An 11,434-nucleotide genomic window follows, 5' to 3' on the forward strand; every position below is an offset into this window, starting at 1 on the left:
GGCCACCCGTGCCTTAATGTCAGCGCGCCTAGCCAGCCTGCTAGCCGCCTGCCTGCCCCCACTAAACCCAGCCGAAAGGTAAGCATCTAGCTGGGTGTCGCCTTCAGCTAGCCCACGCGCGAAGGTTTCAAGGCAGTTTGGCTTAGGGGCAACTATGTTGCCATTTGTTGCCATTGCCTTACCACCGAACACCCAGCCCACGCCGAACCATATGAGGCGCATGGGCAATGATGGCCAGATAGGCGCGCGTTGCCCGGCTGGGGACGGTCCCCCGCTCCCATGATCGAACGCTATCGACTGACAGGCCATAAATTGAGGCGAAGTCCTCACGCGATAGTCCTTCACGCTCCCGTAGCGCTTTCACATCGATCACATCGGGGACTTGTGCCGATCCTAGCGCCTCAAGAATTGGCGTCCGATTCTCAGCCTTCCAAGGCAGGCGACGCAACAAGCGGTGGTCATTGACCCGGTAAAGCCTGCGCCCATAAGCATGGCCATTGCGGACAGGCGAAACTTGGCCAGTTTGGACTTGGTTTTGCGACATGATTAGCCCCCAGGAATTAGGTAACTTTATATACCTATTTTTGGCAAGTGTCACCTGTCCACTCGTGCGCGCGCATAATGCGCGATGACGGAAATTTGGGCATCTCTCACCAGCCGATAAGGGCGCACACGCGCAGCGCGATGGCTTGCATTTCTGACCGTCCATGACTGAGGGAATGCTAAGAAATGCTAAGCGGCACCCTCATTGCTTTTGCCCTATTTGCAGGCCCCCGATGTTTTCATTTGCTATCAATTGGTATCGCCCTTGAAGCCTTTACTGACCCACTGAAAGGCCTTCGATATAGCGACCGGAACGAATAGCCACAGCGCTATAGTGACCCCTGCCCAAAGGTCTGCTTTCAAAAGAATGGCAAACCACTCCGAGCTAAATGTGGGGTTCGAATACCCCGCATCAATAAGTCTGAGAAAGATCGCAAAACAAAAAACAAGACAGGCGTATACTTGCCACAGACGTTGGAAGCCTTTTTCCCAGCTAACATTCTTGGGCATACCCATCACTCCCCTGTCACTTTGCACCGTATCCCAGACCCTTGCCCGGCATCCTCTAGGAAGGTTACGCCACGGGCCTCTAGGGCGCTTTTAATGCGTGCCATCGTGCCAGACTGAAGGCCTCCACGATCCTTTTCAAACCTCACAAGTGTTGCCGACGCGCAATCAGCAATTTCTGCCAAATCAAGAACGCGAAGGTTTAAGGCCGCTCGTGCCATTCGGATTTGCTGGGGATCAATCATTTTAGCACCCTATGCTGAAAAGTTAGCATCACATGTTGACATACATATCATGTCACGCTACATAGTTAGCATAATACACTAACTAAGCAACATGGAAAGCTAAAATGACCATCACCAACAGCCACCGCGCCGCAATCATGAAGGCAGCTTGGACCATCATCCGCAAAGATGGCCGCACGCTAGCCGACGCGCTTCGCCGGGCTTGGGTCTGGATGAAACGTAAGCTGGGCCTGTTGCCTGCAGCTAAGCCACGCACCAGCCAAGGCGAAGGCTGGGCGCGTCCTGTTGCTGTCTTCACTTCAAGCGGCAATCGCACCGTTTGGAACATTGGCCGATCCTACGCCCGATCTGGTCACATGCATTGGATAGGGCGCTAACGGCACTAGGCCACTAGAAGGAACAAGACATGGAAACCATTTTTGATATAGGCCGACGCATCACAAAGCTTTCAGCCGAAGCCCGAAAGGCTTGGGAGGCTACCGACGTCGCAGCCCGTGCCGAAGAAATTCACCTTTGTGAGGCCGTCCCCAGCGCGCTTATGCTTGGGGAGTCTGACCTCTTTTTGCGTATCCCTCACGCTGATGACCTTGGGCGACAATATGGCCTTAAAATCTATTCAGAGCGACATGTGGACGCCATGAGGCTGATCCTTGCAGCGCGCACGGACCCCAATCGATCTGACATCACCCATGTGGGCAAGTGCGAGATTAGTAAACTGTCTGAAGCGGCAATCGAGCGCATAAAAAAGATCGTAGCCGCTGGTGCCGAATGGCAGGCAAACACCAAGCGCGCGCAATTATTGGCTGAGCATGATCGTCTGTCTGAAGCGGCATCCGCAATTGAGGAAAGGCTCTCGGTCCTTCAGCGTCTGGTGGTCGATATGCCGGCCACTACGCCCGAAGGATTAGCCGTCAAGGCAAAGGCGCTTCAGGCCTGCTATGCCCCCACCTGCACGCTAAAAGAGGCGAGTGACGCCATCCAAGCCTGCGACGAAAGCCTAGCGGGCAAGATCACCGCTTCAATCATTCGCGACCTTCAGACCTTCATTGACCAAGCCGCATAAGAGAGGAACAGCCATGACAATCGAACTAAACCAGCCAGCCCAGGCCCGGAAGGTTCCGCCCGCTCAAGATCATGAACTTGAGGAAACCGCGTCACGCGCCTTTGACATCTTAAGGGCAATCGGTGGGCTAAGTGGGAATCCTGACATCGTGCCAGACCGCCACGACCGTGACGCACTTTGGCGCTTAGTCCAATTGCTAGAGGCCGATTTAATCGCCCTAGAGGCGGGCAGAACCCAAACAACCCCAAACTAAGGGCGCAACACAAAAACCCGCACAAAGCCAATTCTGAGTCACAGAGACCCACTCGCACTTGTGAGTGGGTTTTCTTTTGTTTCCTCGCCGTTCTGAGTGGCCTTGTTTTCGCTTGTTAGCAAGCGCACCCCTCTCTTTTACCGCTAGGAAAAATTCCCCAAAGCACGCCCTTTTACCGCTTCCGGAAATTCGTTTTCGCCGCCCTTTCATGTTTGGAAATGTTAGCAAATTTCTTTCGAACGTGGTCCGTGACTGGAAACCTCACTGGAGGCTAAATCGCCAACAAGGCCCCTAACCCAAACATGGGGCAATTGCTCATGCCAGATAGAGCCTTGGCCATTAGATCAGCTATTGATTTAGCAACATGTTTAGGTATCTCTATGCAGGCTTTTAGATCTAAATTTGAAGGGATGGGGCATGCTGGGCTTGATGGCTGAGCTTTTTGGAGCGACTCTGGGTGCGGTTATTTTGGGGACACTTCTGTATAGTTTGTTTCGCGCAGCCTTTGGTGTTTTTATAAAGAACTTGAAGACTCGGTATCTGATTTCTATCGTGCTCAGTGCGCTTTGCGTTTTACTGTTTGCAGCTTGGGGCTATGCCAATACGGGGTCAGCGGTCGGACCATTCGGACCAAATAGTGGTTCTATGAATTGGATGGCAGGCTTACTATATGTTCCCGGACTAGCACTCATGGCATTTGTATTTTATCGCCGTGATGTAATCGTACCAGCCACAAAGAAAGATGGAATCCAAAGCTGATAAAGTTTGTTAGCTGCTTTCAAGATATGGGCGCTAATCAAGAAACTTTAAAGCTGCAGATTCGACCGTTTGGAGAGAGTTTTGCCTCTGAACTGCGGACCTTTCTATTCGATCCAACTGCTTGTGAATGGCGTCCAAGCGTTGGCATATATCCTTAGCTCCGGCGGCAATTGCGTACACAACAAGCCCAAAGCCAAAACCCAGTATCCATTCCATTGGGATCGTCTCCTCATTTTGAGCTTCAAACAGTAAAGTTTGCCGTGTGCTATCAATTCCCAATTTAGCCCCAATTTTTTCTACAACGGCTTACCTACCCCATTCGGGACCACAACCGCAAACGCCTCATTCCAAATTGTCCGGCCTGCCCCGCGTCTGGTATCATATTGGATCGACCTTGAGCCTATCTCTTTGACTTTGCCACCCTCCGCCATAGCCTCAGCAACAAACCAGCCGACGCCACGCTGATCTAGCCTTTGCCAAAACTGACCCACCGCAAAAAGCTCTTCAGCATCCCAGCCAAGGCGCTCTAGGTCATGGGCGTATCGGTCCCCGAAAGTTAGGATTGCGTCTAGGCGCTCCCGCCATTGCTCCCGCGTTAGGTCCTCCGGTGGTCGATCTGGGTGAAGTGCCGAAAACACCTGCGCCCATGAGGCAGGCAAGCCACCACCGAAGCGCATAATCCCTTCACGTTCTGGGTCCGGGATGGCGACCGTGACATCGGCTATTTGCTCATCCGCCGATAACAATTCGGCGACTGAGGAACCTATGACTTCTGCGTTTTCCGCAATGTAACATCTATCGTGGGAAATGTGGGAAATGTGGGAAAATTCACCCAAGCCACTGCAATTGCACAACAATTTGCTTCCCGCGGCCTCACGGGAACTTCCCACATTTCCCACAGAGTTGGCTTGTGGGAAATGCTGGAGTAGCCATGTGGGAAACGAATTCTCGTTATTATTCATCGGGCTATCGAGCAATTTCTCACACTTCCCACATTTCCCACTGATTTCGATGCCCTGCTGGAAGTTAAGCGCTGAAGACATCGTCAAATCTCCCCATCAAGCAAGATGGAAGCTCTAACAGCGTAAACGTTTTGAAGGCCGTCCGGTGTGGAAAGCTTGTAAGTAAAGCGCTTTCGGCCATTGGCCTCAGGTGCATCGGTAATCAGCAATCCTTTCTGGGTAAGGTGCGTACAGGCCAGCCTTACATCTTGCCCGGCAAGCACTTCTTGCTTCCACGGCACACTAGCAAAGCAATAACACTTCTCACCCTTGACCTCGCGGACCCAACCAGCACGATTGATAACGCGTGAGTTAGCCTCATCATCATTTGGCACATGAAAACGACTAGCGCCGTGAGATTGAATGAAGCCGCGCACTGTCTCAATCGCCAAACTGGCTTCATGACTTGCGCCCTTGCGTTGGTTGAACCACGCTTCAAAGCAAGCCTTGGCTGACCTTGTAGCCTCGCCATTGCTCCAGCCCGTCAGACCACACTGTGTCGCGAATTCGCCCGCACAGGCCAATAACGCGAACTTGTCTCGAACCCTTGCCGCCTGCCCGCCTATATCTGCATAGGCAGAGGCAAAGGCCGCCTTTAACTGAGTAAATAGAAGCAGGACAGGTTTACCCATATCGGCTTGTAAGGCCTCAATGTATCGCGGCATCGCGTGACCGCTATGCTTCGCAGCGGCCTCCTTCAAATGGTCTGAGAACTCGCTTGGAGTGAGCCTGTCCGGGATATTCTCAAAGACCCCAAAGCCTACACCTGCATCGGCCTCAATGTCGATTAGGCGGACCTCTTGCCCAGCACGCGTTTTGGCCTTGAGTCCATCTTCTTGAGCCTTTTGGGCTATTGAGACTTCACCTGAAGATAGGACTACCACGCGCCAGCTCCTGCGCTTGCGAGCGTCCCCTGTTTGGCCAGCCCGTTGCTTCCCTTGGCCGTTCCCGAGCATGTAAACCACGCCGCCAACTTCGCGCGCAGACACCTCGCCCAATTCGTCCAAGATCAGGAGCCCATCATTTGAGGCCGCAGCAATCCCCTCAAGGCCATTGCTAGTTGCGCGCCAAGTGCCAAGACGCACACCCGCGACAGATGCCGCAACCGCTAAAGCAGTGGATTTGCCCGATGATGATGCACCGCGAAAATGCAGGCCCAAGCCTTCAGAGCCAGTAAGCGCCAGCAATGGACCAACAAACGCCGCACTAACAGCAAGCACCAGCCGCGTGTTGCCAGATGATGGAAGCGCCACAGAAGCGCGCCATTGCTCAAACGTGCCAGCTAGGCGCATAGGCTGGGCATCTCCCATAAGACGCACAGGCTCGCTATGTTCGGCCCCAATTGGCCGATCCCCAAGCATGTAAGCCTTACCGGGCTCGACCCAGCCAGCGGTTTCGACAATTCTGACCCTGGCATCAGGATCTAGACTTGCTAGTGCTGCTTTGAGTTTCTTAGTCGCGCCCGGTGGAAACTTCAGTCCTTGGGACGCTAATGCCGCCATAGCTTCGCCCCGCTCAGAGATCAGATCAGCGCGAGAGATATTGAGTGTCTTTTGCCGCCCGTCGCCATCGTAGAACTCGATCATGAGCCCCCAGCCATCGCCGGAATTAGTGCGACTTTGGCCGATGACTTCAAACGGTTTGCAAAGAAACTCTGGCTTGTCATCCTTTTGAAGCCAAAGACCTGTTGACCTCATCTCATAGGGATCGCCCCAGACGTCGCCGTTCTGGTCATTTGCAACGCCATCCAAGCCTTCACAGTCGAACGGTTCTAATTGAAAAGCGGGCTCACTCATGACCGCGCCTCCTTATTCAAAAGCCCAGCGCGGGCTGCATCATTCCAGTCGTTGAGGCCATTGGGAGGGATGGCAAAACCAGCCACTTTCACACCCGCATGGTGAAGTCGTTCTGCCGCGAATCGAGCGGCCTGCATGCCAAGGCCAGAGGCATCTATGTCAGGCGCAAAGGCGACTGCCTTTACTCCTTTCCACCACTGAAATGTTTTGGTTCCGGTAGCTGATAGCGCCGCAACAGGCGTTAGCCCGAGTGCATAGCCAGCCGAAAGCGCGCTCTCTATGCCCTCGCCCACAATCAAGTCAGGACCGCCACCGAGGCGCACAGCCGCCCCATTGAACCCTTTGCCGCAGAACTTGCGAGACGTTGGAAGGTCTGCTTTGCCCGCCCCATCAGGAAGCAAGAAAGTCAAATGAACCCCCACTGCTTCACCGTCCGCCCCTTGGACTAGAGCGACTAACGCGGGGTAGACGTAACCACCGCGCGTATATGGATGCAAAGGCGCATTTGGGTGAAACCTCAGCGTAGAGACACCCTCGAGGACGGCTTCGGGAATGCACCTTGCTTCCGTCAGATAATTGGAGGCTGGAGTATCAGCAATTGATTGCGCTTGGTCCCAAATCTCCATTGCGCGTGCACGTTTGGCTTCAGCTTCCTTTGCTTCAGCAGCTAGCCTTTCGGCTTTCTGATGCAGGGTTTCACCGGAATACACTCGAGCAGCATTCGCGGGCATCAGATTACCAGCCTTTAGCCACTTAGCGGCCTCAGAACGGTTTTTTGCGTGCCCGAGGTGAACTACTAGGTCAAACAAACCACCGCCCTTGTCTGCTTTCTTATCGTGCCAGACCCCACGGGCAGGTACGACAGATAGGTGACCGCGTGGACCATATCGCCAATCCGAGGCCGTAGAGTTGCCCTTCACGGGATCGCCCAACAGCGCCCGAATGATGGCGGTTGAATCTTGATTACAGAGATTCATGGGCGGTTCTCCCGCGTTGACTGCCCAACCCGGCACCAAGCATTGAGGCGCACAATCGGGAAGGCATTTGACCCGCCATCACTTGCGACTGGGGGACTATATCGACATGTGCCCTCCAAGTCCGATTTTGGATGACCAGCAAAAAATCGGCACTCACCGCACTTAACGAAGCCGCTTCCCTCTTGTTGCTCTACTTCAAGCCGAGAGACCAACTGATAGACCAGCTCCCCGGCGGACTTCCAACCCTTGGATGAACTGGGATCCAAGTCCCGCAGTTCATTAAGGCCGAATGCGCGCTGGCGTTGCCTGTTAGATTGATCTTTGGGTCTGTTTTTGCTAGAAGATGACGCCGCGTCATTAATTGGCATCATCTTCTTAGCCCGGTTAGCGCCTGCCAGCGCAGCCGGGTTTTCTGTGCGGTCCATCACTATGCCGCCACGGTCTGAGACGTGTTAGCCCGGCGATCTGCTTCAAGCCAATCTGCTACATCATCAAATCGGTAAAAGACGCGTGCGCCACGTTTGCAGAAAAGCGGGCCACCGCCGCGTGTTCGAAGTGTGCTTAGAGTGGCAGCGCTGAGGCCGAACCTTTCAGCTACTGTGCGAGTGTCACCATACAGGGGGAAGTTGTCTTGCATTGCTTGTCGCTCCGAGCCTTATGCCGCAAAAGGCAACATTTCTTGGCTCAGGCCATCAAATAAACAAACAAATTCGATCTTGAATTGGGTCCGCTAGCAGAACCCAACCATATTTACACAGGGGATTTTCGGACTTTGCTTTTAGGCAGGCGACTGTCTTTGATCAGACTGCGAATGTCACTTCGAATTGTATCTTCGCTGACATCTGCATTTAGTCGACTGTGAATTTTAGCCGCGAGAGTATCATCAGACATCCGCGGATTATTTCCTCTAAAGTTTATGGCCAATAACAGGACGTCATCCTGCCTTCTGCTTATGGCCTGCTGGTCATTCTTCTGTTTTCGGCGATTTCCCTTCTTTGTGCTAATTCCGTTTTTAATGCCCGATGTTGCCCTTTGATTTTTCGTTTTTCCATCTCCCGCTAGTGGGACGGTGTCCGCCTCCAACCTTGAAAACAAATAACCTAGATTCCACCAAGCAGCGGCCAAAAGGCCTTCATCGCCTGCATGCATAACTGTTTCGACTTGCCGGGCGACCTCCAAAACTTTGCAAGCCGCTGAGAGATCAAGTTCGGGTGCCACATATTTCCACAAGTTTTCCGCGTCTATCCTTTGTTCGAAGGGTCCTTCTGACCGTTCTTCATCAACCCAAACGCCGTCCTGCATTACCAAACTGACAGCCCCATACGGAAATCCGCATTCAGCGATTCTCTGGTAAGCAGCAGACTTCGATGTTTTCAGAATTTCATCTTGAATATTGTCAGGTTTTCGCGCCCTTGAAGAGAGGTGCTCTTGCTTCAGTTCACGCGTTTTTGGCCCACTCGGCACCAAGTTCATGTTTCCACCTGCCACGCCCCCTTGTACCATGCGCCAAGCACGGACCATCCGAATAGGCTCACCCTGAAAAATGAAATCCGCTGTGTGTTCGACATAATTACGCGGTTGGCCAAGCTTTTCAGAAGCACCATCCGCTTCCATCAGCGCCTCAGCCTCAGAATCGAGCAGGTCTAGTTCGCTAGAAAATTGGATAAGTTGCTCGATTGCCGTATGGGTATCATCAGAAAGGTGTCTTGGGTTTTCGTTAGGCTGGCTCGATTGTATTGACGCGATCTGGTTCGCCTTCCCGTCCTCGCTGGAGTTTAGTTTACGCGGCATCTTCACCCCCCTCTTTAGCCGTCCGCGCTGAGTAAGAGAGATACCGCCCCGCAACAGCCTCTAGGGCTTCTACACCAGCCCCAGCCGCAAAGTGAGCATATCGTGCCGTTGTCTGAGGCCGTGAATGGCCTAGGACTTTGCCGACCACAGCAAGGCTTTGTCCGTCTGCTACTGCCCAAGAGGCGACTGTGTGGCGGAATGTATGAGGCGACACACCACTAACCCCAGCCTTCTTGACCACCTTTGCCCATGCGCGCTTCGGGGGTTCCATCGGCCCATCAAGTTTAGAATTTGGGAAAACCCAATCCGAGCGCCGGGGGATTGCCGCAAGGATCGAAACAGCCAGCGAAGGCATAGGAATCGCCTTTGGTCTGGCTTGCCCGCCTGTTTTGTGGCGCAAAGGTGGAAGCAACAATAGACCACGCCGCAAATCGACTTCTGGCCACCTAAGGCCAACAATCTCCCCACGCCGCGCACCAGTCAGCGCTAAGAGCCTGAAGCAATCCGCCGCCGCGCCTGATATAGCGCCCTCGACCTGTAGCGCCTCGATGGCTTCCCAGATTGCCGCGCCTTCATCCTCAGACAAATAGCGCTCTTTCCCGTTGGACTGATACCGCTTGACGCGCTTGCAGGGATTAGTCTCCACCAGCCCCCGGGCAACAGCCCATTCCATCATCGCGCTCATGCATTGCATGGCCCTAGACGCCGCACCACGCCCGCCTGTGACCTTGGCCACGCCACGCGCCTTTGTCTTCTCGGTTAGGGCAGTCTTGCCATCTGCAACCGCCGCCTGCCAATTGGCCAGAACCTGAGGGGTTAACTCAGAGAGATATTTCTTTCCCAAGACTGGTAAAGCATGGCGCTGGAGGTTTATCCGATCTACATCCCAGCTAGAGGCCCGCTTATCTGGTTTATCCGTTGGACCTTCGCGAAGATATTCAGTGATAATCTCACTTACCTTGCGAGCAGCGTTGACGGTCTCACGCTCTCCAAGCTTCTCACTCTGAGGATCACCGCCGCTAGCAACTTGCCCAGCTAACCTTATGGCTTCCTTTGAGGCTTCGTCTGCCGTCTTCTCGCCAAGGTCGCCTATGACATAAAGTCGTTGGCGACCGGGGACCCGATAGCGGAATTCAAAGGTCTTGCGGCCTGAAGGCCTAATGCGAACCCGAAAGCCTTTGATTTCAGTGTCCATGACGATGATATCTTTGTCAGCATCCGGCTGGATGGCGTCCAAAGTTCTCTTATTCAGTCTCGCGCGTCGGCTTGGTTCACGCTTCGCCATGTTAGGCCTCAAAAAATCCGGTCCCCATATGGTCCCCAGTGGTTCTCAATTCATTACAAGGCCTCGCAAAGTGTGGCAAGAGTGGTTCTCAAACTTATTTATTGATTTATATACATTTATCATACGTGCTCAACGTTGATCAAACCCCCACAAAGACAAGTCACCGCCGTTGACATCGTAGGGGTCACAGGTTCAATCCCTGTCGCGCCCACCATTAAATCAAAGATTTAGATGATTTTTTGATCTGAATACGGAGCAATTTTGGTTTTGGGTCCGTGTATGGTCCGTGGAAAACAGACAATTCACGGCAAGCTGCAGCGACTTGTGGATAGATTTTGGATCCGCTCTGATACGAAAGTCTCATCGCCGTTTATGGAAAATCCCGCCAATTCTGGGGTCGGCTGTCCACACTTCCAACTAGACTAGATGCAAAACTTAAGGCCGAGGCATCGCGAGCGGCAACCGGCTGCGATGGATTTAGCCCGCCAAAACCGAGCAGACCGAGGTCAGCCGCGTACCAATAGGCTGACTCAGGCTTAATTTCGAAGAGATGATTTAGTTATTGACCCAAAGCTAATTAGCCAGTTCCAAAGCGCCAACAATCAGGTTAAAGGGGCTATCGGTTAGTTATTGCCTCCGCCATTGTTCGGCTGAGTTATGCACCGTTTTTTCCATTTTCGCTCAGAACGATCCCAGTCCCAGTTTGCATAGCAATCTTGCGGGCAGTAGCCGCCGCTCTGCGCATGGCGTCATTTATGCGGCTAAGTCGCGGTTCTTGGCATTTGAGATATCTGGCGGCTTCAAGATCTCTCTCCCCACTCCAATAACTGCAGTTCGGTGCCACTATTATCATATATGGCCCAACTATCTACTATTTGGCTCGAAAGCGTGGAAGATTCTAACCCTCATCAGCGCAAGGCGAAATAGCCAAGCGTAAGAGACGTTGTCTCAACGCCGCGTACCGAAGACATTCTCATCCGAAGCGCTCTGCTACAAGTTTTATCGGGATGACCTCACCCCCGCACTCCACGCGCGACCTCATCGAGAAACGCATCAAACAGTGCCTCAGCCTGATCATCGTCATCCTCGCGCTCGAGAGGTCCTGCATAGGTGAACCAGATGCGTACGAACGCGAGGAGGGTTTCACGAAGGATGGCCATGTCCCGCCCCCGTGCCAGATCCCGCTGATCCAATCGATCAAGCCGAGCCTTGAT

13 protein-coding genes and 1 pseudogene are annotated in these 11,434 nt (G+C 53.3%); 4 read left to right on the forward strand and 10 right to left on the reverse strand.

Going from position 1 to position 11,434, the window contains the following annotated elements; genetic code table 11:
• Nucleotides 1-178: 178 nt before the first annotated feature.
• From B7364_RS00280 to B7364_RS00290, 3 genes are all read right to left on the reverse strand, one after another.
• On the reverse strand, nucleotides 179-544 hold the full coding sequence (locus B7364_RS00280; RefSeq protein WP_157893378.1) for a helix-turn-helix domain-containing protein: 366 nt from the start codon (nucleotides 542-544) through the stop codon (nucleotides 179-181).
• A gap of 248 nt (nucleotides 545-792) precedes the next feature.
• A complete protein-coding gene (locus tag B7364_RS00285; protein ID WP_157893379.1) occupies nucleotides 793-1,053 on the reverse strand; it encodes a hypothetical protein in 261 nt (86 codons plus the stop codon).
• A gap of 5 nt (nucleotides 1,054-1,058) precedes the next feature.
• Nucleotides 1,059-1,295 (reverse strand): helix-turn-helix domain-containing protein, encoded by a 237-nt coding sequence (locus B7364_RS00290; RefSeq protein ID WP_085337942.1) that lies wholly within the window; start codon nucleotides 1,293-1,295, stop codon nucleotides 1,059-1,061.
• A gap of 104 nt (nucleotides 1,296-1,399) precedes the next feature.
• Between B7364_RS00290 and B7364_RS00295 the strand changes: the two genes are divergently transcribed.
• The 4 genes from B7364_RS00295 (at nucleotide 1,400) to B7364_RS00310 (ending at nucleotide 3,370) form a co-directional block, all read left to right on the forward strand.
• Complete coding sequence (locus B7364_RS00295; protein ID WP_085337943.1) at nucleotides 1,400-1,672, forward strand: hypothetical protein; 273 nt, start codon at nucleotides 1,400-1,402, stop codon at nucleotides 1,670-1,672.
• A gap of 29 nt (nucleotides 1,673-1,701) precedes the next feature.
• A complete protein-coding gene (locus tag B7364_RS00300; protein ID WP_085337944.1) occupies nucleotides 1,702-2,358 on the forward strand; it encodes a hypothetical protein in 657 nt (218 codons plus the stop codon).
• A gap of 13 nt (nucleotides 2,359-2,371) precedes the next feature.
• A complete protein-coding gene (locus B7364_RS00305) occupies nucleotides 2,372-2,611 on the forward strand; it encodes a hypothetical protein (protein WP_085337945.1) in 240 nt (79 codons plus the stop codon).
• A 417-nt stretch (nucleotides 2,612-3,028) separates the two neighbouring features.
• Nucleotides 3,029-3,370 (forward strand): hypothetical protein, encoded by a 342-nt coding sequence (locus tag B7364_RS00310; protein ID WP_085337946.1) that lies wholly within the window; start codon nucleotides 3,029-3,031, stop codon nucleotides 3,368-3,370.
• 296 nt (nucleotides 3,371-3,666) lie between these two features.
• Here B7364_RS00310 and B7364_RS00320 read toward each other — a convergent pair whose 3' ends face one another.
• The 7 genes and pseudogenes from B7364_RS00320 to B7364_RS00345 all read right to left on the reverse strand — a co-directional run.
• Nucleotides 3,667-4,206, reverse strand: a complete 540-nt coding sequence (locus B7364_RS00320) for a hypothetical protein (RefSeq protein ID WP_157893380.1) — start codon at nucleotides 4,204-4,206, stop codon at nucleotides 3,667-3,669.
• Between the two features lie 209 nt (nucleotides 4,207-4,415).
• Complete coding sequence (locus B7364_RS00325) at nucleotides 4,416-6,167, reverse strand: DUF927 domain-containing protein (RefSeq protein ID WP_085337949.1); 1,752 nt, start codon at nucleotides 6,165-6,167, stop codon at nucleotides 4,416-4,418.
• Nucleotides 6,164-7,144, reverse strand: a complete 981-nt coding sequence (locus B7364_RS00330; RefSeq protein WP_085337950.1) for a DUF7146 domain-containing protein — start codon at nucleotides 7,142-7,144, stop codon at nucleotides 6,164-6,166. Before B7364_RS00330 ends, B7364_RS00325 begins: the two co-directional genes overlap by 4 nt.
• 427 nt (nucleotides 7,145-7,571) lie before the next feature.
• On the reverse strand, nucleotides 7,572-7,781 hold the full coding sequence (locus B7364_RS18325) for a helix-turn-helix transcriptional regulator (protein WP_408606318.1): 210 nt from the start codon (nucleotides 7,779-7,781) through the stop codon (nucleotides 7,572-7,574).
• Nucleotides 7,782-7,894: 113 nt separating this feature from the next.
• Entirely contained in the window at nucleotides 7,895-8,935 is a 1,041-nt protein-coding gene (locus tag B7364_RS00335; protein ID WP_085337951.1) for a hypothetical protein, read from the reverse strand.
• Entirely contained in the window at nucleotides 8,925-10,220 is a 1,296-nt protein-coding gene (locus B7364_RS00340; protein ID WP_085337952.1) for a tyrosine-type recombinase/integrase, read from the reverse strand. Before B7364_RS00340 ends, B7364_RS00335 begins: the two co-directional genes overlap by 11 nt.
• A gap of 1,013 nt (nucleotides 10,221-11,233) precedes the next feature.
• Nucleotides 11,234-11,434, reverse strand: a pseudogene (locus B7364_RS00345) (hypothetical protein); the annotation flags it as partial.

Origin of the sequence: Aquidulcibacter paucihalophilus (assembly GCF_002105465.1) — a bacterium.
Taxonomy (GTDB): Bacteria; Pseudomonadota; Alphaproteobacteria; order Caulobacterales; family Aquidulcibacteraceae; genus Aquidulcibacter; species Aquidulcibacter paucihalophilus.

Excerpts from the sequence above, each read along its gene's own strand:
- B7364_RS00280 (WP_157893378.1), bottom strand. The coding sequence starts at position 544 with ATGTCGCAAAACCAAGTCCAAACTGGCCAAGTTTCGCCTGTCCGCAAT.
- B7364_RS00285 (WP_157893379.1), bottom strand. The coding sequence starts at position 1,053 with ATGCCCAAGAATGTTAGCTGGGAAAAAGGCTTCCAACGTCTGTGGCAA.
- B7364_RS00290 (WP_085337942.1), bottom strand. The coding sequence starts at position 1,295 with ATGATTGATCCCCAGCAAATCCGAATGGCACGAGCGGCCTTAAACCTT.
- B7364_RS00295 (WP_085337943.1), top strand. The coding sequence starts at position 1,400 with ATGACCATCACCAACAGCCACCGCGCCGCAATCATGAAGGCAGCTTGG.
- B7364_RS00300 (WP_085337944.1), top strand. The coding sequence starts at position 1,702 with ATGGAAACCATTTTTGATATAGGCCGACGCATCACAAAGCTTTCAGCC.
- B7364_RS00305 (WP_085337945.1), top strand. The coding sequence starts at position 2,372 with ATGACAATCGAACTAAACCAGCCAGCCCAGGCCCGGAAGGTTCCGCCC.
- B7364_RS00310 (WP_085337946.1), top strand. The coding sequence starts at position 3,029 with ATGCTGGGCTTGATGGCTGAGCTTTTTGGAGCGACTCTGGGTGCGGTT.
- B7364_RS00325 (WP_085337949.1), bottom strand. The coding sequence starts at position 6,167 with ATGAGTGAGCCCGCTTTTCAATTAGAACCGTTCGACTGTGAAGGCTTG.
- B7364_RS00330 (WP_085337950.1), bottom strand. The coding sequence starts at position 7,144 with ATGAATCTCTGTAATCAAGATTCAACCGCCATCATTCGGGCGCTGTTG.
- B7364_RS18325 (WP_408606318.1), bottom strand. The coding sequence starts at position 7,781 with ATGCAAGACAACTTCCCCCTGTATGGTGACACTCGCACAGTAGCTGAA.
- B7364_RS00335 (WP_085337951.1), bottom strand. The coding sequence starts at position 8,935 with ATGCCGCGTAAACTAAACTCCAGCGAGGACGGGAAGGCGAACCAGATC.
- B7364_RS00340 (WP_085337952.1), bottom strand. The coding sequence starts at position 10,220 with ATGGCGAAGCGTGAACCAAGCCGACGCGCGAGACTGAATAAGAGAACT.